The organism is Chlamydia sp. 17-3921, assembly GCF_902705545.1.
In the GTDB taxonomy this organism is placed as follows: domain Bacteria; phylum Chlamydiota; class Chlamydiia; order Chlamydiales; family Chlamydiaceae; genus Chlamydia.
Window position 1 is genome coordinate 1 of the sequence record NZ_CACSHH010000006.1, and the last position, 20,771, is coordinate 20,771.

Below are 20,771 nucleotides of genomic sequence, written 5' to 3' on the forward strand. Positions count from 1 at the left end.
GATAAAACTTTCTTCTATAAATTTTTTATTTTTTCTTAGAATATTGTCAGTTTGTTTTTTAAGAAAATACGATTTTATTTTTGATTAAAAAATAAAAAAAACATGTTAATGTTAATAAAAAATAATATTGTCAATAAGTATTCAAGCATTATCATGATAAATAGCACTTCTATTTCAACGCTCTATAGAAAACTTCCTATTAATCTTCCTACATTAGTTCCTGTACAACAACCTCGACAATTGTTAGAGCAAATATTTCAATATGAAAAAACTACAATAGAACGTTTTGTTGTTTATCGATTATTGCAACTGTTAGAGCAAAAATCTGAAGAGCAGTATCGCCGTCTTCAAGAAAAATTACATAAATATGAAACTGAGCTACGAACTGTAACGAAGTTTACTCGAGCTATCCCACAACGCGAAAAACCTTTATCTTCCTCCCATTCAGCAATTTCTGCAACAGCGACAACTTCAACAGCAGGAACGTCTACTGATTCTGCTTCAGAAGTTACGTACTACAACGGAGCAAAACAGAACTGGGCAAAGAACCTTGTAGCTAACATAAACTTAGTTATGATACAGATCATGGCTCAAGTGAACTCTGCTTCTCCAAATAACAAAGAAACCTTTAATACTATAAATACAGAAGTGCAACGCTTAGTTGGTTTAGGAGTACATTTTACTGAAGAGGATTTTCAATCTCTTTATAATCTTCCTGAAAAGATTTTTACCGCTATACAAAGAGCTGATACCTTCCCTGGAGGTGTAAAAGCTCAGTTTACTAATGATTTATCTGAAAAATATGGTAATGAAGATTCTTTAGTACAGACTTTTGCAGATATTCGTATAGAAGGTCTTCGAGATATTTTAGCAGAAATAAAAACTAGGCTTACTACAGAACAATTTAAAATATTTCTCGATATAGAACGCAATTTGCTTACTTTATCAGATCATATGGCAAGTTTTTCAGATACAGATCTTCAATTAATAAAAGCTACTGGAGAAAGTTTAGCTGCTTTAATCAATGAATCAGAACTATCAAGGAATAATAAGACCTTTTTCTGTGAAGACATAACTGACTTATATAAGGATCAAGTAAATGCTCTTACCTCTTTTGATTCTGTAGTTGCTGCAAGCGTTTATGTGAACCAACACCAGGGAAGTGTATTTTCTCTTATAACAGATCTTATGGCGTCACTAATGGGTGCTTTTGCTCCCATTGACTTAAGTACTGCCTCTGTAGATGTTAGTAGTGCTTCTATTTCTGGAGTTTTGCAAACAGTTCGAGCTATTAATGCTCGTTTTAATGAATTAACTCCTCAGCAACAAGCATTGGTAAATGATGCGGTTAATTCTTTAAAAAGCTTTAAAACTGAGGAATATTTAGGTGCTGTTTGGGCTTATTTCATAGCGTCTACAGTTATAGCAATGAATGCTTCAGCAAGTATGGCAGAGGTCGGAGAAGCAATTAAAGCATCAGCAGCGGAATTAGATGGTTCGGCATTTGGCTTAGCTGCAAATATGAAAAAAACAATGGAAAACATTGTTACAGCAAACGGTCAATTTAAAGTCTCAGGATCTACGGATACATACACTATTTATAAGCAAATTCCAAAGGGAGTAGAACTTAATCAAATTTTGTTAAATTATGGAAACGTTGGATTTTTGCCAAATATCACTAAAGCAGCGCAAAATAATGCAGAAACTTCTGCTCGAGCTTATTTTGCATATAAAGCTTTAGCAGCTGTAGAGTCTGAAAAACTTCTTTCTAAAGTTGAAGAATTACAAAATGAGCAACGACAGTTTAACTCATTGAAAAAGGATGTTTATGCTCAACAGCTTGTTGCTCAAGCTAGTGAAGTGCGTGCTATGCCCCTTCCTTCAGCTGTTGCTTCAGTACTTATAGATCGCTATATGCCAAAAGAAGTCGAATTTTTGAATAGTATTTATGGAGAACTCTATTACAGTAATTTTGGTTCTACAATTGGCAATGCTATGATTGAGGCTATAGCCCAGTATGTTAATGGAGCTACCTATTTTAATTTTGCAAGTTACGTAGGACAACAACCAGCAGTTGGTGCCGGAGGTAAAGATACTTTTCCTGGATCTAAGGATAGTGCTCAAGCGAAATTAGATAGAGAAAGAGAACAAGCAGCTTTATATTTAACTGCGACAAGAAAAGCTATTAAAGTACTTCAAGAACAGAGAGCTAAAACTCTTGCTGATAATAAAATTACCAATGAGCAACGTTCTAAAATTTTAGATTCCTTACAATTGTATCAAGACAATTTAAATACAATATCAGGTTCTTTGGTGCTTTTACAAAACTATTTAGCGCCTCTAGAAATAGAATCCGGAACTATTGCTGGAACTTTTGTTGTTAAGAATGGACAAGATCAATGGCAATCGCGACTAGAAACATTAGAAGATGCTTTGGTTTCCGGTTTAGTCGGAAATGCTATTAATGGAGGAATGTTCGTATTACAAGCAACAGTGCAGGCTGATCAGCAAGGATTCGCAGATTTGGGTCAAAATTTCCAACTAGAGTTGCAGATGCATCTAACTTCTATGCAACAGGAGTGGACTGTTGTTGCGACGTCTTTGCAAGTCCTTAATCAAATGTATCTGAGTTTAGCACGAAGTCTTGTAGGTTAGTTTCTTTTTTTTTTGAGTTTTCAGACAATAAAAATTTTTGAAAATCGAAAAAATTGGCATAATTTTTGCTTCTTTTCTTTAAGAAAAGTTTCTTGGAGAATTTCTATGCATCCTTCGCCTCAAATACAACAGCAACTGGCCCGTTTAGAGTTTATTAACGATCAACTACGTACAGAATTAGAATATGTTAATGAACTTCTATGTACTTTAGGCTTTCCAGAAGGGGTTTCTACAATAAAGGCAATAGCACAAGAAGTTCTTTCTGATGAAGATTTTATAGATTAAGAGACTTCTAAATCTTGAATCGAAGCTTAATAAGAAAAAGAATCTCCTAGGTAATGTTGTTTTACCATGGGATTGGTAATCATTTGAGATGAAGATCCTTCGAAAAAGATTTTTCCGTCAATTATTAAATAACACCTGTCTGCTATTGAAAGTAATTCTTTAGCATTGTGGTCTGTGATAAGAATTCCTATGCCTCGACTAGCTAGAATTTTTATGAGATATTTAACATTTTGAATAACTAAAGGATCCACATTCGCAAAAGGTTCGTCAAGAAGAAGAACACTTGGATTTAAGGCTAAAACACAGGCAATTTCTAATCGGCGACGTTCTCCTCCAGATAAAGTGCCTGCTTTTTTATGAAGACATGAGGATAATTGTAAATCATCAACAAGAGTGTTCAAAAGATGAGATTGTTGTTTTCTAGCTTTATAGATAATTTCAAGAATGCAAACTAGGTTTTCCTTAATGGTAAGATCTTTAAAAATCGTTGGTTCTTGAGCGAGGTAGCCTATTCCTAATCTTGCTCGATAATCCATAGTTCTTCTTGTGACATCAACGTTTTTAAAAAGAATTTTTCCTGAATCAGGTCGTATTAATCCAACAGTAAGATAAAAAGCTGTCGTTTTTCCAGCTCCATTAGGCCCTAAAAGTCCGACGACTTCTCCTGGATTCACCTGAAAAGAGATGTCATTTGTTACAGGTTTTTTATTATATTTTTTAACAAGATTGCATACAGATAGTATGGGCATAGGTGTTTACTTTCTTAACAAAGATAAGGAAAGGGTTTTCATTCCTCCAGAAGCACTATCTTCTAAATTCGTAGATTTGTCTATTGGGTCTATACGAAACCGACAATCATATACATTTAATAGTCCATCTCGATAATTCAAAAGGCCAGAACTACCTTGAAATTTCATGATCTTATTTAAATCTTGAGTATAAATGTCTCCAGAAATTTTAGATAAAAGTTCTCTACAGGAATAATTGGAAGGGGTTAAATAAAGCTCCATACAGGATTTATCTACTCTGCAGCTGAAAAATTGCCGCTCTTCAGAACAAATTTGTTTATAAACTCCTAATTTCTTTATTTTTAAGAATGGAGGAGCTTCTTCAAAGTGTTTGTTTATACAGGAAATATTACAAATACGATCGACTTTGATAATAGCGAAGACAGTGCAACAAATTATAATAAGAATTCCTAAAGAGCAAAGAAAGCCATGAAATAAAAATTTTGTCATACAGAGATAAGATCCAAAGATTTCACACAAGTAAATAATTGATCCCAGATAGGTAATAAGGCTGCAAAAGTTTCAAGATCTAACATGGAAGCAGCATCACTTTTCGCTATAGCAGGTTGAGGATGTGTTTCTATGAACAAGCCGTGTATACCTGTTGCTAAGGCGGCTCTAGTAAGTGTTGGTATGAACTCTGTTTGTCCTCCACTTTGCGTCGTAAGAGCTCCAGGAAGTTGTACTGCATGAGTCCCATCAAAGATAACAGGAAATCCAGTTTTCCTTAAAACAGCTAAGGAACGCATATCTACGATAAGATTATTATAACCAAAGGAGCACCCTCTTTCTGTTAGCATAATTTTATCATTCCCTGTAGAAAGAATTTTATCTATAGGGCCATGCATGTCCCAAGGAGAAAGGAATTGCCCTTTTTTTAAATTTACAATTGCTCCAGTTCGTCCTGCTGCCAGAAGAAGATCTGTTTGTCTACAGAGAAAAGCAGGAATTTGTATGATATCACAAATTTCTGCGGCTTGTCGTGCTTCTTGAGAAGAGTGGACATCTGTGAGTATTTCTACTCGGAAAGAATCCTTAACTTTTGCAAGAATTTTCAATCCTTCTCGAATGCCAGGACCACGATATGAAGATAAGGAAGAGCGGTTAGCTTTGTCGTAGCTGCTTTTAAAAATCCAACGAATACGGTCTGCGTAGGGTATCAAAAGATCGTGAATTCGAGAAGCTGTTTCTAGAACTGCTTCTTCGCTCTCAATAACACAAGGACCAGCTATTAGGATCATTTTCTCTTCGAGCATGGTTTTCTCCATTTGCTACATCTAGAGGGGTACTATAGGTGTTTTTTAGAAACAAGTCTAATTTTTTAACGAGAGGAGAAAGGATAGAGAAAGAAAAAAGCTCCTTGAGGAACATTATGAATTATGAGATTCATCATAATTGACTTTTTTGTAGACAGGTTTATACTTGGCGGTAAAGTTTTTCCCTGTCTCATATAAGAACATGCTTTAGGTTATAAGTTTCCTTAGATCTGGACCGATAGCTCAGTGGATAGAGCATTCGCCTTCTAAGCGAATGGCCGCAGGTTCGAATCCTGCTCGGTCCGAAATTTTCCCTATATCTTTAATAATGATAGGAGAGAGAAAAGTTACTTTTCTTCCATAATTTCTAAGCTAACCTTAACATTGTTTCTACTCGCAACAGAAACTAATAAAGTTCGGATAGCTTTGATAGTTCGTCCCTCTTTCCCAATGATTTTTCCAATGTCAGGTTTAGCAACGTTGAGCTCGTAGATAATTGTATGCGTGCCTTGGACTTCTTTAATGTGAACTTCATCTGGACGATCGACAAGATTTTTGATTATGTAGGCTAAAAATTCTTTCATAAGGCAATCCTATAACTAAATTCGCGTTGTCTTTAGGAGAACGGTTAAAAAATCGAACTCAATAAATTAATTTTAATGTGTTTTTAAAAATAAAGAAACCGTTTCGCATGTTATTTTAAAAGTAAATCTAAGAATTTTTTATTTATAATAGTACTGTCTTGGAACTCTTTCAATATCAAGGTCTTCATATCATTGGGTGGAGCGACAGTTAGTTTAAGTGGTTTACGTGTTTCTGGGTGGATAAAATCCAAGCTATAGGCGTGCAGCTGTTGTTTGTCAAGGCCATAACCTCGGTTTGATGTAGAGGAACCGTAAACGGGATCTCCAAGGATAGGAGTGCATAAATGCTTCATGTGCACTCGGAGTTGATGAGTCCTTCCTGTTTCTGGAGATAGAAGAGTAAGGCTTAGTTTTCCATTATAAGCGAGGACTTGGCAGTGTGTGATGGCTTCTTTCCCTTCCGTTGTTACTGAGATCTCTTTGCGATGATATTGATGGCGGGCTAAGTTAGTAGAAATGGTCGTGTTTGGAGGCTTCCCAACACAAATGGCTAGGTATGTTTTCTTTAAGAGTTTTTTAGAGAAAAGTTCACCATAAATCTTTTTTGCTTGGCGAGTTTTTGCAGTAATGAGGAGTCCTGATGTATCTTTGTCTAAACGATGAATGATTCCTGGTCTCCAAGGTTCTTCTGGAAATTCTTCTTTTATTCGTTCTCCAATTTCATACAAAAGAGCATGAACAATTGTTCCACTGTAATGTCCTGGTGCGGGATGAACAACGATACCTTGAGGCTTATTTATCACTAGGATCATGGCATCTTCATAAATCTTTTGTAAAGGAATCGCTTCAGGAGTTAGATTCAACAAATCTTCTTGTTGCTGGATATGTATAGTAACAATATCGCCTTCAAGTAAGCGAGAAGATACTTTTGTATGAATGTTACCATTAATTAGTACCTTTTTATCTAAAATATGTTTTTGATAAAAGGCTCTGGAATATTCTGGATGAATGGTTGCTAAGTACTTATCTAGACGCATTGAAGAAGTTTCTTCAACAGTGAAAGAATATATTGATTCAGATTTCATTACGTATGTAATGCTTTTTTCTTAGTATATTTTAGTATTGTGAAAGTTTAGGTTTTAGAAACATTTTATAAGAGTAGATTTTTCTAGAAAATAAAATATATTAGTTTTTTATGGTTTCTTTCTTAAAAAGTTCTTCTAAAGATAGTATTTGAAATTGAGAACAAGCTAAAAGAAGAATAGGAGGATTTTGAGGATATAAAAAAGTTTGTACAAGAAGGCTTTTCATATTTCTTGTTGTTTGTTGCCATTGCTCAATAGGTAGGGGGAATGTGGGTAGCTCTTTTACTAAATAGATTGTTTGATTGTAGAGAAGAAGAAAAAGATATAGATCATTGTTGATAAATGATGCCCACCGTTTGGGAGAACAAAGAAAATGTTTAAGTATGGTTGACTGTAGAGAAGAGGCTAGAAAATAAGTAATTTGCATAATTATTCTTTATAAACAGCTCGCATTTTTTTAGATGCTTTTTGAGCCCGATCCATATCTTTATGAACAGTCCCAAAGCAAGAAATTAAAATAGAGTTAAGAAAATTGTCGTACATTTCTTGGCCTTTTTCTGCTCCCATTTTTTGAATAAGGGCTTGACGCAATTGATCAAGAGTTTTCACAGGTCCTTCGAAGGTCATGTGTGTTGGTACAAGATCATCAGGCATTTTTTGCTGAGCTTTATGTGCTGCCATAGTTTCTTTTTGTTTTGCATTGATGAAATGTGGTTCCATTACTTTGATCTCTCTTGATTCGATATAAATTTATTTTACTTAGAAAAGAAATATTTTTCTATCTTCGTTAGATGTCGTGATGTTTGTAATAATCTTTAAATTATTAAAGCTGTTTTCTTTTGTTTTTTAATTTTGTTATTTGTGTTTTTCGTTTTCCTAGAGCTCCATAGCGACTCAAGAGGTCTTTGAGATATTTAATGGTGTACTCTTTTATTCTTCCTAAGTCTTTTCTTACGGCTATTTGTTTTTTTTCTAAAGCCTTAAGTTCTTTAGCATAAACCTCTTCGCGAAAGCAAAGAATCTTACGAATAGTTAGAGAGCCTAATTGTGCGATATCCGCTTTTGTTGGTGTTGGTAAATCAGAGATCCAAGGAGATAAAACTGAGAGAATTGTTTTATGAATATTTTCTTGAGAGATTTTATTTTCTTGAGATAGTTTTTTTCTTACAAGGTCATAAAGTTTATGTTTAATAAAAAAATATTCTAGAGTTTTATGAAAATGTTCTTGTTCTAGTTGATCTGATAAAAGTTGTAGTTCTTTTTGCAGATATCCTTGTAAAGCTTCTGTGTGTAATTTCAATATTGTCGAAATAGTGCACTCTATAGGCTTATTATTGTAAATTGCTGTTGGTCTAGAAAAAAGCTCTACCTGACATTCTGTGTGTTCAAATAGTAAAGGAAGAATATCTTTTGCATGTACGCCTTTTGGTAATTTAATTTCTATGTGGGGAAGATCTGTAGAGAAGTCCTGAATGTTATCTATTTTAAAAACGCCTCGTTTTGCTGCATTTTCTATAGAGTGAATGAGAGATTCTGTTGTTGTTGAAGGACAGATTTCCTGAATCAACAAAGTTTTATCATCGATAATATTAATCGTTGCACGAAGAAGCACAGAACCTAGGCCATCTTGATAATTTGTTGGATCCATAGATCCTCCAGAAAGGAAATCTGGAAAAAGGGTAAAAGGACAATTTTTTAATATTTTAATTTGGGCTTGAAGTAATTCTACAAAGTTATGAGGAAAGATTTTTGTCGTCATTCCAACAGCAATGCCATCGACACCATGTAGTAATAATAGGGGAAGTTTTGATGGAAGAATATCCGGCTCTTTTTCTCTGCCATCATAAGAGTCGTGGACAGTCATTAAATCTGTATTGAAAAGGGTTTCTTTTGCAATAGGGCTAAGACGAGCCTCTATATAACGAGCTGCTGCATGGGGATCTCCTGTTAGAGGGTTCCCGAAATTTCCTTGAGTCTCGATGAGATAGCCCTTATTTGCAAGAACAACAAGAGCTTCTATAATGGGGGCATCTCCATGAGGATGAAGAGCCATTGTTCTCCCTGCAATATTAGCAACTTTATGCATTTTGCCATCATCCATGCGAAATAGAGTCCACAATAATCGGCGTTGTACAGGCTTTAGTCCATCGAGTACGTGAGGAATAGCTCTTTCTAAAATTACGTATGAAGCGTAATGCATAAAATGAATTTTAAAAAGTTGAGAGATGTCGCACATGTTTATAAATCTGTGATGAGGTTATCTAAAATGAACTGTTTTCTCTCTTTTGTATTTTTTCCCATGTAAAATTGTAGCATGGAAGAGAGTCCTTCTGGTTCTGTTATGGTGACGGGAGCTAGGCGTATGTCAGATCCTATGAAAGCTTTAAATTCTTTAGGAGAGATTTCTCCAAGACCTTTGAATCTTGTGATTTCTAGAGATTCTTTTTTTTCAAGGCATTGTATAGCGTTTGCTTTTTCTTGTTCTGAGTAACAGTAAAGAGTTTTTTCTTTATTACGCACTTTAAATAAGGGTGTTTCTAGAATAAAAAGATGTTGATCTTCTATAAGATGAAGGAAGGTTTTTAAGAAAAAGGTGATTAAAAGATTGCGGATATGCATTCCGTCTACGTCGGCATCTGTTGCTAGAATAATTTTATTATAACGCAATTGTTGAGGGCCATTTTTAGTAAAACCTAAAGCTGTTGCAAGATAGAATAGCTCGTCATTTTTATACATTTTTGCTTCTTCCAAAGAGAAGACGTTCATAGGTTTTCCTCGGAGGGAAAACACAGCTTGGGTATGAGGATCCCTAGAAGCTAGAATAGATGCTGAAGCGGATTCTCCTTCTGTTACAAATATAGATGTTGCATCTCTGTAAAGAGACATCTCATTATAATGGAATTTGCAATCTCGTAACTTTGGGATTTTATAATGAACCTTTTTTTGTTTCTCTTTTAACTCTTGTTTGATGAATTGAAGGCTTTTTCGTATTTTTTCATTAGTTTTTATTTTTTCTAACAATAACTTTGCGGTAAGTTTATTCTGACGTAGGGATGATACGATTCCTTCTTTGATTTCTTTGATCAAAGATGTTCGTATTTGGGTATTACTGAGTTTGTTTTTTGTTTGAGATTCAAAAATAGGAGAGGCAATTTTTATAGCTATGCATCCAGTAAGTCCTTCTCGAATGTCATTTGTTGTAAAGGTTTTTCCGAAAAATTCATTAATACCTTTCACAACAGCTTCTTTAAATGCACTTAAATGAGTCCCTCCATCTAGAGTTTCTTGACCGTTGACGAAAGAAAAATAACGTTCTCCATTATTTAAGTGTGTGAAAAGAAAGGAAAGGTTATCTCGTTGAAAAAAAATAGGAGAATATAGTGCTCCTTGAGGAACCTCTTCTTTAAAAAGGTCTTTAAGTCCTTCTTTGGAAGAAAAAGACTCATGATTGAAACTAATTTCTAATCCTGGGTTTAGGTAAGTATACTGACGAACCTTTTTTCTTAAAAAATCGTGATTAAAATGGAAATGTTCAAAGATACTTATATCTGGAGTAAAAGATATCTCAGTTCCATCAGGATCTTTTGTAGTCCCTTGTTGGGATTCCTGAAGAATCCCTTTGTGAAACCTTACGGAGTGATATTTTTTCTTGCGGACAGAACGAATAAAAAATTTATCTGCTAGAGCATTAACCGCTTTAAGACCTACTCCATTTAATCCTACAGAATAATGGAAAACATCCTGAGTATATTTTGCTCCTGTATTGATTTTAGAAACACAATCTATGAGCTTCCCTAGAGGGATTCCACGCCCTTGGTCTCGAATTGTAACACTATGCTCATTACAAACAATTTCTAAAGATTTTCCATAACCCATGATGAATTCATCAATAGCATTGTCAACAACTTCCTTAAACAGTGTGTAAATACCATCTTCTGGTTGAGACCCATCTCCTAATCTACCAATATACATCCCTGCTCGTAAGCGAATGTGATCTAAGGAGGCTAGAGAGATAATACTAGCTTCTGTGTATGCTGTCATGATTGTCTATGTTGGTCTTTTTGGAAATGTAATGTAAATGGTTAGATTTTGTATTTAAAAGATCGAAATGTTCTAACGTTTTGTTCTTAAGAATGAAGTGTCTTAGGCGAATCCTACTATATTTCCTTTTTCCGGTTCAAGTATTGAAGGCTAGAGTTTTCCCTGTCTGAAGAAGATCTTTTTGAAAGCATGAGTGCAATTTAATAGCATCTAATGTTCTATTCGTCTATATAGCAGTGGAGTTTTTGTTCGTAAGTTTTCTGTCTCTTAGTTTTTTAAAAACATCTAAATAGTGCTTATGGTATTGGGGGTTGTTGGAGTCAGTTATCGTGAGGCTGAATTAAAAGATCGAGAACGTGTTATTTTATTATTAGAAGCTTTAGAAACAGATCCTTGTTTGTTGCAAAGAGTTTTCGGTCCAAATAGTGCATTTATACTCTTGCTAACTTGTCATAGAGCAGAAATTTATTATTACTCTGAAAATCCTGAATTATCATTATCTGCTTTTCTTTTTCAGTATACAGTGTTAGGAGTTTCTCCTTATAGTTATCAGGGATGTGCATGTTTTGAACACCTTTTTCGAGTCACAAGTGGTGTCGATAGTTTGATCTTAGGAGAAACTGAAATTCAAGGTCAGGTAAAACGAGCATATCTTAAAGCTGCTTCTTCGCGTCAACTTCCTTTTGATTTACATTTTTTATTTCAAAAAGCGCTTAAAGAAGGAAAAACTTTGCGTTCTCGCGTATCTTTTCCTTCGTCAGAAGCTTCCATGGAATCTGTTGTTTTGGAAATTATACGTATGTATGGCAAATCCAAAAAATCAACATTACTATTTGTTGGGTATTCTGAAATTAATCGGAAAATTGCTACTAGTTTGTACAACATGGGTTTTCTTCAAATCACATTTTGTTCTCGTCAAATAGTGAAGCCGCCTTATGCTACAATCTCTCATTCGGATCTTTCTTTTCGAGATTCTTATGAAATAATTTTCTTTGGTTCTGCAAAATTACCAAAGTATTTCTGTAACTTTTCTTTAGAAAGTTTGTCTTCAATTCCTAATCGTTTGATCTTTGATTTCAATGTACCTCGCACATTTTTGTGGCAAGATAATCTTAAGGAAATCATATATTTCGATATGGACTTTATCAGTAAGGGTATTCAAAAAAAATTACAGAAGAACAAGCTTTGTATAGATGCAAAAAAATTTTCATTAGATTTAACTGCAAAGAAACAATGGGAAATTTATCAGAAAAAAAGTTTTCATATATTTCAGAATAAGATTTTTCATTCTCATCAGAATTCTGTTGTAAGCCATTGATTCTTTAACTTCTAATTCATCTCTTGACATATACGGCTATCGAAAATACTCTAGGCTTTCATTGGGGGATCTGCAGTTTCTCCAATAAATATGAGCAAAGCTTTGAAAAGCTAGAGTCATTAGTTTGCACATAAAGTCAGTTTATTTTTTCTTAGAGCTGTTCTTTATAGTGAAAAGGATGAAAAAAAATTCTTAATGTTGTTTATAGAAACAAGAAATCGTTTTTATTTTTAAAGCTTGGATTGGCTTAACTTGGTTTAAGAAATAAAGAAGCGGTCTCTATAAAAGAGCCTGCTGATTCCTGCACAAAAAAAGACGACAGGCTATGCTGGAGAAATTGATAAAAAACTTTGCCACGTATATGGGTATAACGTCAACCCTCGAGTTTGATGCAGATGGAGCCTATGTCTTACCCTTGGGTGAAGTTATCAAAGTTCGTGTTCAGCAGAATACAGACAGTGAAATAGTTTTAAGTTCTTCATTAGGGGTTCTTTCTCTTTCTGTAGATGTTAAAAAAGTCTATTTACAAATGATGGTGGCAAATTTCTTTGGGAGAGAGACCGGGGGTAGTGCTTTGGGACTAGATCCAGAAGGACAGGTCATGATGATTCGTAAATTTTCTGGAGATGTTTCTCCCGAAGACTTTGCGCAGCACATAGAAAGCTTTATGAATTTTTCAGAAGCTTGGCTGGAAGACTTGGGATTAAATCCACAACAAAAGTAGTAGATAGTAAAGGTACATAAACATGGCAGCACGGTTAATTATTGACAAAGGCCCTCTGTCTGGTGTGATTTTTGTTTTGGATGAAGGGACAAGTTGGTCCATAGGTAAAGATCCAAAATCTAACGATATTCCTATAGAGGATCCCACAGTTGCACTCTTGCAAGCAGTCATTGATAAAACAGGTAATAGCTACTTTATTACTAATATTGACGATGCTTTTCCTATACTAGTGAATGGACAAGAAATAACAGAAACAGTGCCTTTAAAAAATGCAGATATTCTTGCTTTTGGAAGTAATGAATATTCATTTTTTGTAGAGGCATTTGATTCTGAAGATGTTGTTTATGATTTTGCTTTTCCTGAGCAAAATTCTTCTAATGCTTTGGGAATTTCTGCCGATAATAATGAACAACAAAACACGATGTCGCCCACTGTAGAGCAAAAGTCTGTAAAAGAGGCTTCTCTTTCAAAGAAAAAAGCATCGTCTAAGGAAGAAAAAGTTACGCCCACTACAAAAGACCAAAAGCTTGCAGAAGCTTTTCTTTCATCAGCACAAACCAGTGATACAAAGGCTAACAAAAAAAAAATAGATCTTAAGAAAACAAAAACTTCTCAAAAAGAAAAAGAACAAACCCAGGAACCTAAAAAGATTATGGAAGATAACGGAGCTTCGTCTAATTCAAAATTGCCGCTGCCAGCTTCCACGACACCTCCCTCTTCAAAAACAGATAATTTGAAGACAGATGAAGTCGCTGATACAACAGATCAAATAGCTTCTTCAGAAAATCTTGAGAAAAAACAATCTGGCGAGGAGGATTCTATAGATGAAATAGATGAAACTGAGGAAGAGGACTCTAAAAAAGAAACATCAGAAGACACAGAATCTGATGCTAAGATAGACCTCAGTGACGATCAAGATGGTGAAAAAGAAGAAGAGATAAGTGATTCCGATAAATCTGAAAAGAAAAATGTTCTTGCTCCTTTTAATGTTCAAGATTTGTTTCGGTTTGATCAGGGAATTTTTCTTGCAGAAGTTAATGATGGCGCTCACAACAATGTTTCCATAGATTTTTCTCAACCTCCAAGATTTTTACTTAAAGTTCTTGCCGGAGCGAATATTGGTGCAGAGTATTATCTAGAATCTGGGAAGTCTTATATTTTAGGGGCGGATCCCGCAGTTTGCGATATAGTCTTCAGTGATTTAAGTGTTTCTCATAAGCATGCAAAAATTACTGTTGGATCAGATGAGGCTGTTCTTATAGAAGATCTGGGTAGTAAAAACGGGGTTATTGTTGAAAGTAGGAAAATAGAGCACTCTTCTACGTTAACGTCGAATCAAGTTGTTGCCTTGGGAACAACTTTATTTTTATTAATAGATCATCAGGCTCCGGCAGATACAATTGTCGCAGCTTTTGCTTCTGAAGATTATGGTTTGTTTGGTCGCCCTCAGGATGCTGAAGCTATAGCAAAACAAGCTGCTCAAGAAGAGGAAGAAAAACAAAAACGAGCAACGCTTCCTACAGGATCGTTTATATTAACGTTATTTATAGGTGGCTTAGCGATTCTTTTTGGTGTGGGAACTGCATCACTGTTTCATACTAAAGAAATTATTCCTTTGGAAAATATCAATTATCAAGAAGACCTTGAAAGGATAACACATCAATTCCCTTCAGTTCGTTGTACATTTAATGATGGAAATGGTCAGCTTTTTTTAATAGGACATGTGAAAAATAGCATAGACAAAAGCGAGCTCCTTTACAAAGTAGATACTTTAGCTTTTGTTAAAGCTGTAGATGATAATGTTATTGATGACGAGGCTGTTTGGCAAGAAATGAATATACTATTGTCAAAACGTCCGGAGTTTAAGGGGATCAATATGAGTTCTCCAGAACCTGGAAAGTTTGTGATTACCGGTTACGTTAAAACGACAGAACAAGCTGGTTGTCTTATAGATTATTTAAATCTTCATTTTAACTATCTTTCTCTTCTAGAAAACAAGGTAATTGTAGAAACACAGATGTTAAAAGCTATAGCAGGCCAGTTACTTCAAAATGGTTTTGCAAATATCCAAGTAGCTTTTGTAAACGGTGAGGTTATTCTTACTGGCTATGTTAATAATGATGCTGCAGAAAAATTTCGTACTGTAGTGGAAGAATTATCAAATATTCCTGGTGTTCGTTTGGTGAAAAACTTTGCTGTGTTATTGCCAGCAGAAGAAGGCATAATAGATTTAAATCTTCGCCATCCTAATCGTTATCGTGTTACAGGATATTCTAAATATGGAGATGTAAGTATCAATGTAGTCGTTAATGGTAAAATTTTAACTCGTGGAGACCTTATAGATGGTATGACGGTAACTAGCATTCAACCAAATACTATCTTTTTAGAAAGGGAAGGGTTGAAATATAAAATAGACTACAATAAATAGTTAATTATCAAGACTTATTAATTTTTTATATTTGGGAAAGTATTTTATGTTTAATATGGAAAATTTTTCAGCAAAAGAAGAAAAACCTTCTCAGGTGCTGTTCGATTTAGAAAAAGATATGCAAGATTTGAGCAAAGCTCAAGAAATAAAGGCGAGTGTGCAAGATAAAGTCCAAAGATTAAACTCCTCGTTACGAGAAGGTTCTGATAAAGAATCTTTCGAAAAGCAACAAGCCTTGTTAGCAGGATATCTGGCCCTACAAAAGGTTTTAGGGCGGATTAACCGTAAAATGATGTAAGAGAATAAAGTAAGGGGAGAGTCTATATGGCTACTACTGGTAACAGTTGTTCAGCATTTAATTTCAATGAAATGCTAAATGGCGTATGTAAATACGTTCAGGGTGTACAACAATATTTAACGGAATTAGAAACGTCAACGCAAGGTACTGTTGATTTAGGAACAATGTTTAATTTGCAATTTCGTATGCAAATTTTATCACAGTACATGGAATCCGTTTCCAATATCTTAACTGCTGTGAATACAGAAATGATCACAATGGCAAGAGCCGTTAAAGGAAGTTAATAATATAAGGAAAAGATTATGGCAGACTTGGAATTATTTGAAACAGATTTTGCTTTGTTGTTCGAAGCAGGCCTTTTGGCTATTAAACAAGGGGATGAAGATAGTGCAAAAAAACTTTTTCAAAGTTTGCATATTCTTAATCCTAATCACTATGGCCATGATTTGGGTTTAGCTTTGATTGCTTTGCACAAAATGGATCTTTTTAGTGCTGAATCTCAACTGCGTGCATTGGAAGAAAAAGAAGGAGAAAATTGGAGTGTAAAAGCTTTTCTTTCCCTAACTCATATGATGATCGTTTTGCACCAAGGAAGCTCCTTCGAAGTTCGTAGAGAAAGTTTGGAAAATTGTTTAAAACTTTCTGATCAAGTTTTAGCAAATTGTGAAATAGAATCAACAAGAAATTTAGCTCAATCTGTATTGGATTGGCATGACACTTTAGTAGCAAAAAGTGCGGGACCTTTGGGTTAATTCTTTTTATCTGTTGATGAATTGTACAAGGCGGTTTTTGTTTTATGATAGATCCTATAAAGTGTCTTCCCAATCTTGATGGAGACGCAGAAGCACAATCTCTGAAAGAATCTTCAGGGACTCCTTTAGCAAGTGAGTTACGAAAAGATATAGCCCCATTTGCTCTAGGTGATGTATCTGGGTCTTCTTATGAAACTGTTTCTCAGGATCTTCGTCCTAATCTTATGACAATGATGCAAGATAAAAATTCAGAGTTAGTAGATCCTGAATTACAAGACGCTTTGGATTCTGAAGAGTTAAAAGAGCAAATTAATAATCTTAAAGAACGTCTTGGAGATTTTCGATCGTCTTTAGAAAGAGAAGAGGCTCCTGAAAAGTTAGAAGAGAAACATTTTAAATCTGTCGGAGTCATCATTGATTTAATCAATGAGGATCTTAGTGCTATAGCAGAAAATACTCAACAACAGTTGCAGGACTCTAATGACACTAGTGACTCTGTCACAAGAAAAGTTATTAATTGGGTTTCTTCTGGAGAAGAAATTTTAAATCGTGCTCTTCTTTATTTTTCTGATCGAAATGGTGAAAGAGAAAATTTAGCAAATTTTTTGAAAGTACAATATGCTGTACAACGAGCCACTCAGAGAGCTGAACTATTTGCTAGTATTGTTGGGACTTCAGTAAGTAGTATAAAAACAATTATGACAACACAGTTAGGTTAACATGGACCAGTTAACGACAGATTTTAACTGTTTAATGTCTCAATTAAGCGGTGTAAATCTTACGACTATTGTCGGGCGTATTGTTGAAGTCGTTGGAATGTTGATAAAGGCTGTTGTTCCAAGTGTTCGCGTGGGAGAAGTCTGTTTAGTAAAGCGTCATGGTTTGGAGCCCTTAGTCACTGAAGTTGTGGGTTTCACTCAAAATTTTGCTTTCCTTTCCCCCTTGGGTGAGCTTGCCGGTGTAAGTCCTTCTTCGGAGGTGATTCCTACAGGATTGCCCTTGCATATTCGTGCTGGAGATGGATTGTTAGGACGAGTTTTGAATGGTTTAGGAGAACCTATTGATGTAGAAACAAAAGGTCCTTTAGTTAATGTTAACGAAACATATCCCATTTTCTGCCCTCCACCAGACCCCCTTCATCGAGAAAAATTAAGAACTATTCTATCTACAGGAGTTCGTTGTATTGATGGAATGCTTACTGTTGCTCGAGGTCAGAGAATTGGAATCTTCGCTGGTGCTGGAGTAGGAAAATCTTCTCTTTTAGGAATGATTGCAAGAAATGCTGAAGAGGCAGATGTCAATGTAATTGCATTAATTGGTGAACGGGGACGTGAAGTTCGTGAATTTATCGAGGGGGATCTAGGAGAAGAAGGTATGAAACGATCGGTTGTTGTCGTTTCTACATCAGATCAATCATCACAATTACGATTAAACGCTGCTTATGTAGGGACTGCTATTGCAGAATATTTTCGAAATCAAGGAAAAACTGTTGTTTTGATGATGGATTCGGTAACAAGGTTTGCCCGCGCTTTGCGGGAAGTCGGATTAGCCGCTGGAGAACCTCCCGCTAGAGCCGGATACACCCCTTCTGTTTTCTCAACTCTTCCAAGATTATTGGAGCGTTCAGGAGCTTCGGATAAAGGGACTATCACAGCATTCTATACCGTTCTTGTTGCAGGAGATGATATGAATGAGCCTGTTGCAGATGAAGTGAAATCTATCTTAGATGGACACATTGTCCTTTCTAATGCTTTAGCTCAAGCCTACCATTATCCTGCTATTGATGTGTTAGCCTCTATTAGCCGACTTCTTACTGCTATTGTTCCTGAAGAACAGCGTCGTATTATAGGAAAAGCCCGAGAGGTTTTAGCAAAATATAAAGCTAATGAAATGCTCATCCGTATTGGGGAGTATCGACGAGGATCAGATCGAGAGGTAGATTTTGCCATCGATCATATCGATAAATTGAATAGATTTTTAAAGCAAGATATCCAGGAAAAAACAAATTATGAGGAAGCTGCACAACAGCTACGAGCGATTTTTCGTTAATAAAGAGTAGGATGCTGTGGCAAAATATCCGCTAGAACCTGTCCTTCTTATTAAAAAAGATCGTGTAGATAGAGCTGAAAAAGTAGTTAAAGAAAAGCGTCGTCTTTTAGAAATCGAGCAAGAAAAGCTTCGGGAAAAAGAAGCGGAGCGAGATAAAGTAAAAAACCATTATATGCAAAAAATCCAACAACTACGAGAATTGTTGGATGAAGGAACAACAAGTGATGCGATTTTACAAATAAAATCTTATATAAAAGTTGTTGCTATACAGCTTGCAGAAGAAGAAGAAAAAGTTAATAAACAAAAGGACGTTGTCCTTGCAGCTGCTAAAGAACTTGAAAAAGCAGAAGTAAATTTAGCTAAAAGAAGAAAAGAAGAAGAAAAGACGCGTTTACATAAAGAAGAGTGGATGAAAGAAGCTCTTAAAGAAGAAGCTCGAACAGAAGAAAAAGAGCAAGATGAGATGGGACAATTGCTTCATCTGCTGCGTCAAAAAAAACAACGTGAATTGGGGGAGAGTTAGTTCATGGAATTAAATAAAACATCAGAGTCTTTATATAGTTGTAAAACAGAAAGTCGTGTATCACAAGATAATGTGGTTCCAGGGCCTCAAGATAATCGCGAAGTTAAGGTTTTCTCTTTAGAAGGAAAACAACAGTCTCAAGAAAAAACAACAACAAAAACTCAATCTCGATCAGAGAGCCGTGGTACAGAGGATAGTAGGCGTCTAGAAGAAAAAACCTCTTCTGTTGCTTCCAAAGAAGAGGAAACTACAGATCAAGAAGAATCCCAGCTCCTTATGGGTGAGAATGCTGCCGCAGGTTTGGCTCTTGTAGATCTCATCAGCGCTTCAACTGTACAAGAAGTCCAAGCAACATCTTCAACTGTATCTGTTGCTTCAGTAGATCTAGAGTGGGTAGAAAATATTATTATGTCTACAGTAGAATCGATGATGATCTCAGAAGTAGATGGTCAGCAATTCATAGAGCTCGTTTTAGATTCTACAAATAGTGTGCCAGAAGCTTTTTGTGGAGTCAATTTAACGTTAATGCAATCTGGTGATGAACTTTCTGTTAAGTTTTCTAATTTTGTAGATAACGCTCAGGCTTCAAATGCTGTGGAACTTGTTTCTAATAATTCTGTTCAGCTGACATCTTTAGTAGGTGCTTTACAAGCTCGTAACTTGAAATTATCTCAATTTGTTGTTGGATCTCAAGTTGTTCAACTGCCTAAATTAGAAGAAATTCAAACTCCTTTACATATGATTGCCGCGACAATACGTCAAAATGAAGAAAAAGAACAAGAACGTGAAGGCAAAGATCAGAAACAACAGGATCAAGAACAGCATCCTTATAAAGTTGAGGAAGCACGTTTATAAAGGTAATTTTTTATGGCAGTGGCTGCGGAACCTAGTGCAAGCTGGATAAAACATCGTAATGATTTTCTCTGCTCTTTAGGGGCTCCGGAAGAACGAGTTTCTATTCCTCGATTTCCTAAAGAAGAATGTCAACAAAAGTTAAAAGAAAAATTTCGATTAGAAGATGTCGAGGTTTCTGTAGGCTTTCGCGGTCCGTTAACTGCAGCTCAAGCAACCTCTGAATTTGGTGTGCATTTATTAGTGCAACCTATGTTGGCTCAACCTTGGAAACAAGGAGAATTCTTCTTTCTCACTTCCGAAGAAGATCTTCAAAAGCTCATGGTTGCAGTTTTTAATGACACCAGCCTAGCTTCTTATTTCTACGAAAAAGATAGACTACTAGGTTTTCATTACTATTTTGTCGCAGAAATTTGTAAGCTTTTTGAAGAATTAGAATGGGTTCCATCTTTGTCGATAAAAGTTGCTGAAGATGCTGCTTTCTCTGCTAAAAACCTGCCAGAGATAATGCAAGTTGTCGAGGTCTCTTGTCGTCTTGATGGAAATTCTTTTCGTTTTCGATTATTACTTCCAGAAGCAACTTTCCAAAGTTGTCAAGAATTTTTCTCCGGATTAAATCAAGAATTCGATATTAAGAATATAGATCTGACTCGACTACTTTCTCTTTGTGTAGAGGTTGGTTATTGTCAGCTCAATCAAGAAGAATGGGAGCAAGTTGTAATAGGATCATTTATTACGTTAGATAGTTGTTTGTATGATCCAGAAACAGAAGAAAGTGGAGCTATGCTCTCTATTCAAAAACAACAGTTTTTCGGTGGACGTTTTTTAGATGCCAAATCTGGTGACTTTAAAATCACAAGTTATCCTAGCTTAAATCCTGAAGAAACTCCGCTTTCCGAAGATCAAAACGTTTCAGCAGCGCCTTTTCCAGGAAACTGTAAGCTTGTCGTTGAAGTTGCTAGATATCAATTAGCTATTGATGAATTTTTAAAACTTGCTCCAGGAAGTATTCTGAATTTAGGGGTACATCCTGTTCGCGGTGTGAATATAATTCTTAATGGAGAAAAAGTTGGTCGAGGAGAAATTATTTCTTTAGGAGATGTATTAGGAATTCGTGTCCTAGAGGTATAAGA

The 20,771-nt window shown here is 35.5% G+C and carries 22 protein-coding genes and 1 tRNA gene; 14 read left to right on the forward strand and 9 right to left on the reverse strand.

Annotated features, from left to right (window positions below; all coding sequences use genetic code 11):
* Positions 1 to 153: 153 nt before the first annotated feature.
* Both JMS40_RS01440 and JMS40_RS01445 read left to right on the forward strand, forming a co-directional pair.
* Positions 154 to 2,655 carry a CT620/CT621 family type III secretion system effector gene (locus tag JMS40_RS01440; protein WP_201456509.1) on the forward strand — a complete coding sequence of 834 codons (2,502 nt, stop codon included), beginning with the start codon at positions 154 to 156 and terminating at the stop codon, positions 2,653 to 2,655.
* A gap of 105 nt (positions 2,656 to 2,760) precedes the next feature.
* Complete coding sequence (locus tag JMS40_RS01445; RefSeq protein ID WP_201456510.1) at positions 2,761 to 2,940, forward strand: hypothetical protein; 180 nt, start codon at positions 2,761 to 2,763, stop codon at positions 2,938 to 2,940.
* A gap of 26 nt (positions 2,941 to 2,966) precedes the next feature.
* On the opposite strand, the gene lptB is transcribed toward JMS40_RS01445, so the two are convergent.
* Genes lptB through kdsA form a run of 3 tightly spaced genes read right to left on the reverse strand, consistent with a single transcriptional unit; the run spans position 2,967 to position 4,984 of the window.
* The gene (gene lptB, locus JMS40_RS01450) at positions 2,967 to 3,689 is read right to left on the reverse strand and encodes an LPS export ABC transporter ATP-binding protein (protein ID WP_201456511.1); all 723 of its coding nucleotides are present in this window, start codon (positions 3,687 to 3,689) and stop codon (positions 2,967 to 2,969) included.
* A 6-nt stretch (positions 3,690 to 3,695) separates the two neighbouring features.
* Positions 3,696 to 4,178, reverse strand: coding sequence for a DUF1137 domain-containing protein (locus JMS40_RS01455; RefSeq protein ID WP_201456512.1), 483 nt, complete (start codon positions 4,176 to 4,178; stop codon positions 3,696 to 3,698).
* Positions 4,175 to 4,984 carry a 3-deoxy-8-phosphooctulonate synthase gene (gene kdsA / locus JMS40_RS01460; protein WP_201456513.1) on the reverse strand — a complete coding sequence of 270 codons (810 nt, stop codon included), beginning with the start codon at positions 4,982 to 4,984 and terminating at the stop codon, positions 4,175 to 4,177. Before kdsA ends, JMS40_RS01455 begins: the two co-directional genes overlap by 4 nt.
* A gap of 232 nt (positions 4,985 to 5,216) precedes the next feature.
* Here kdsA and JMS40_RS01465 point away from each other — a divergent pair.
* Positions 5,217 to 5,289: transfer RNA gene (locus tag JMS40_RS01465), tRNA-Arg, on the forward strand.
* A 42-nt stretch (positions 5,290 to 5,331) separates the two neighbouring features.
* Here the strand turns inward: JMS40_RS01465 and JMS40_RS01470 are convergent.
* The 6 genes from JMS40_RS01470 to JMS40_RS01495 form a co-directional block, all read right to left on the reverse strand.
* A complete protein-coding gene (locus tag JMS40_RS01470; protein ID WP_201456514.1) occupies positions 5,332 to 5,568 on the reverse strand; it encodes a KH domain-containing protein in 237 nt (78 codons plus the stop codon).
* Positions 5,569 to 5,678: 110 nt separating this feature from the next.
* Entirely contained in the window at positions 5,679 to 6,653 is a 975-nt protein-coding gene (locus JMS40_RS01475) for an RluA family pseudouridine synthase (protein WP_201456515.1), read from the reverse strand.
* 100 nt (positions 6,654 to 6,753) lie between these two features.
* Positions 6,754 to 7,080 (reverse strand): hypothetical protein, encoded by a 327-nt coding sequence (locus tag JMS40_RS01480; RefSeq protein WP_201456516.1) that lies wholly within the window; start codon positions 7,078 to 7,080, stop codon positions 6,754 to 6,756.
* 2 nt (positions 7,081 to 7,082) lie between these two features.
* Positions 7,083 to 7,334: a hypothetical protein gene (locus JMS40_RS01485; RefSeq protein ID WP_236558930.1), complete on the reverse strand. Its 252-nt coding sequence runs from the start codon at positions 7,332 to 7,334 to the stop codon at positions 7,083 to 7,085.
* Positions 7,335 to 7,476: 142 nt separating this feature from the next.
* Positions 7,477 to 8,889: a DNA gyrase subunit A gene (locus tag JMS40_RS01490; RefSeq protein ID WP_201456518.1), complete on the reverse strand. Its 1,413-nt coding sequence runs from the start codon at positions 8,887 to 8,889 to the stop codon at positions 7,477 to 7,479.
* Between the two features lie 2 nt (positions 8,890 to 8,891).
* On the reverse strand, positions 8,892 to 10,694 hold the full coding sequence (locus JMS40_RS01495; RefSeq protein ID WP_201456519.1) for a toprim domain-containing protein: 1,803 nt from the start codon (positions 10,692 to 10,694) through the stop codon (positions 8,892 to 8,894).
* Positions 10,695 to 10,992: 298 nt separating this feature from the next.
* On the opposite strand from JMS40_RS01495, the gene hemA reads away from it, so the two are divergent.
* From hemA to sctQ, 11 genes are all read left to right on the forward strand, one after another.
* Positions 10,993 to 12,012 carry a glutamyl-tRNA reductase gene (gene hemA / locus JMS40_RS01500; protein WP_201456520.1) on the forward strand — a complete coding sequence of 340 codons (1,020 nt, stop codon included), beginning with the start codon at positions 10,993 to 10,995 and terminating at the stop codon, positions 12,010 to 12,012.
* 325 nt (positions 12,013 to 12,337) lie between these two features.
* A complete protein-coding gene (locus JMS40_RS01505; RefSeq protein ID WP_201456521.1) occupies positions 12,338 to 12,736 on the forward strand; it encodes a type III secretion system chaperone in 399 nt (132 codons plus the stop codon).
* Positions 12,737 to 12,758: 22 nt separating this feature from the next.
* Positions 12,759 to 15,164, forward strand: a complete 2,406-nt coding sequence (gene sctD / locus JMS40_RS01510) for a type III secretion system inner membrane ring subunit SctD (RefSeq protein ID WP_201456522.1) — start codon at positions 12,759 to 12,761, stop codon at positions 15,162 to 15,164.
* A gap of 46 nt (positions 15,165 to 15,210) precedes the next feature.
* Positions 15,211 to 15,462 (forward strand): DUF5398 family protein, encoded by a 252-nt coding sequence (locus JMS40_RS01515; protein WP_201456523.1) that lies wholly within the window; start codon positions 15,211 to 15,213, stop codon positions 15,460 to 15,462.
* Positions 15,463 to 15,488: 26 nt separating this feature from the next.
* Complete coding sequence (cdsF, locus tag JMS40_RS01520; protein ID WP_201456524.1) at positions 15,489 to 15,746, forward strand: type III secretion system protein CdsF; 258 nt, start codon at positions 15,489 to 15,491, stop codon at positions 15,744 to 15,746.
* Between the two features lie 18 nt (positions 15,747 to 15,764).
* The gene (locus tag JMS40_RS01525) at positions 15,765 to 16,214 is read left to right on the forward strand and encodes a hypothetical protein (RefSeq protein WP_201456525.1); all 450 of its coding nucleotides are present in this window, start codon (positions 15,765 to 15,767) and stop codon (positions 16,212 to 16,214) included.
* A 44-nt stretch (positions 16,215 to 16,258) separates the two neighbouring features.
* Complete coding sequence (locus tag JMS40_RS01530; protein WP_201456526.1) at positions 16,259 to 16,933, forward strand: hypothetical protein; 675 nt, start codon at positions 16,259 to 16,261, stop codon at positions 16,931 to 16,933.
* A 1-nt stretch (position 16,934) separates the two neighbouring features.
* Positions 16,935 to 18,263 carry a type III secretion system ATPase SctN gene (gene sctN / locus JMS40_RS01535; protein WP_201456527.1) on the forward strand — a complete coding sequence of 443 codons (1,329 nt, stop codon included), beginning with the start codon at positions 16,935 to 16,937 and terminating at the stop codon, positions 18,261 to 18,263.
* A 16-nt stretch (positions 18,264 to 18,279) separates the two neighbouring features.
* Positions 18,280 to 18,786 (forward strand): type III secretion T3S chaperone, encoded by a 507-nt coding sequence (locus tag JMS40_RS01540; protein WP_201456528.1) that lies wholly within the window; start codon positions 18,280 to 18,282, stop codon positions 18,784 to 18,786.
* 3 nt (positions 18,787 to 18,789) lie between these two features.
* Positions 18,790 to 19,641: a DUF5421 family protein gene (locus JMS40_RS01545; RefSeq protein ID WP_201456529.1), complete on the forward strand. Its 852-nt coding sequence runs from the start codon at positions 18,790 to 18,792 to the stop codon at positions 19,639 to 19,641.
* A 12-nt stretch (positions 19,642 to 19,653) separates the two neighbouring features.
* The gene (sctQ, locus tag JMS40_RS01550; protein WP_201456530.1) at positions 19,654 to 20,769 is read left to right on the forward strand and encodes a type III secretion system cytoplasmic ring protein SctQ; all 1,116 of its coding nucleotides are present in this window, start codon (positions 19,654 to 19,656) and stop codon (positions 20,767 to 20,769) included.
* Positions 20,770 to 20,771 lie beyond the last annotated feature (2 nt).

Bases quoted from the DNA above. Each gene is read 5' to 3' on its own strand.
- JMS40_RS01440 (WP_201456509.1), top strand. From the start codon at position 154: ATGATAAATAGCACTTCTATTTCAACGCTCTATAGAAAACTTCCTATT.
- JMS40_RS01445 (WP_201456510.1), top strand. From the start codon at position 2,761: ATGCATCCTTCGCCTCAAATACAACAGCAACTGGCCCGTTTAGAGTTT.
- lptB (WP_201456511.1), bottom strand. From the start codon at position 3,689: ATGCCCATACTATCTGTATGCAATCTTGTTAAAAAATATAATAAAAAA.
- JMS40_RS01455 (WP_201456512.1), bottom strand. From the start codon at position 4,178: ATGACAAAATTTTTATTTCATGGCTTTCTTTGCTCTTTAGGAATTCTT.
- kdsA (WP_201456513.1), bottom strand. From the start codon at position 4,984: ATGCTCGAAGAGAAAATGATCCTAATAGCTGGTCCTTGTGTTATTGAG.
- JMS40_RS01470 (WP_201456514.1), bottom strand. From the start codon at position 5,568: ATGAAAGAATTTTTAGCCTACATAATCAAAAATCTTGTCGATCGTCCA.
- JMS40_RS01475 (WP_201456515.1), bottom strand. From the start codon at position 6,653: ATGAAATCTGAATCAATATATTCTTTCACTGTTGAAGAAACTTCTTCA.
- JMS40_RS01480 (WP_201456516.1), bottom strand. From the start codon at position 7,080: ATGCAAATTACTTATTTTCTAGCCTCTTCTCTACAGTCAACCATACTT.
- JMS40_RS01485 (WP_236558930.1), bottom strand. From the start codon at position 7,334: ATGGCAGCACATAAAGCTCAGCAAAAAATGCCTGATGATCTTGTACCA.
- JMS40_RS01490 (WP_201456518.1), bottom strand. From the start codon at position 8,889: ATGTGCGACATCTCTCAACTTTTTAAAATTCATTTTATGCATTACGCT.
- JMS40_RS01495 (WP_201456519.1), bottom strand. From the start codon at position 10,694: ATGACAGCATACACAGAAGCTAGTATTATCTCTCTAGCCTCCTTAGAT.
- hemA (WP_201456520.1), top strand. From the start codon at position 10,993: ATGGTATTGGGGGTTGTTGGAGTCAGTTATCGTGAGGCTGAATTAAAA.
- JMS40_RS01505 (WP_201456521.1), top strand. From the start codon at position 12,338: ATGCTGGAGAAATTGATAAAAAACTTTGCCACGTATATGGGTATAACG.
- sctD (WP_201456522.1), top strand. From the start codon at position 12,759: ATGGCAGCACGGTTAATTATTGACAAAGGCCCTCTGTCTGGTGTGATT.
- JMS40_RS01515 (WP_201456523.1), top strand. From the start codon at position 15,211: ATGTTTAATATGGAAAATTTTTCAGCAAAAGAAGAAAAACCTTCTCAG.
- cdsF (WP_201456524.1), top strand. From the start codon at position 15,489: ATGGCTACTACTGGTAACAGTTGTTCAGCATTTAATTTCAATGAAATG.
- JMS40_RS01525 (WP_201456525.1), top strand. From the start codon at position 15,765: ATGGCAGACTTGGAATTATTTGAAACAGATTTTGCTTTGTTGTTCGAA.
- JMS40_RS01530 (WP_201456526.1), top strand. From the start codon at position 16,259: ATGATAGATCCTATAAAGTGTCTTCCCAATCTTGATGGAGACGCAGAA.
- sctN (WP_201456527.1), top strand. From the start codon at position 16,935: ATGGACCAGTTAACGACAGATTTTAACTGTTTAATGTCTCAATTAAGC.
- JMS40_RS01545 (WP_201456529.1), top strand. From the start codon at position 18,790: ATGGAATTAAATAAAACATCAGAGTCTTTATATAGTTGTAAAACAGAA.
- sctQ (WP_201456530.1), top strand. From the start codon at position 19,654: ATGGCAGTGGCTGCGGAACCTAGTGCAAGCTGGATAAAACATCGTAAT.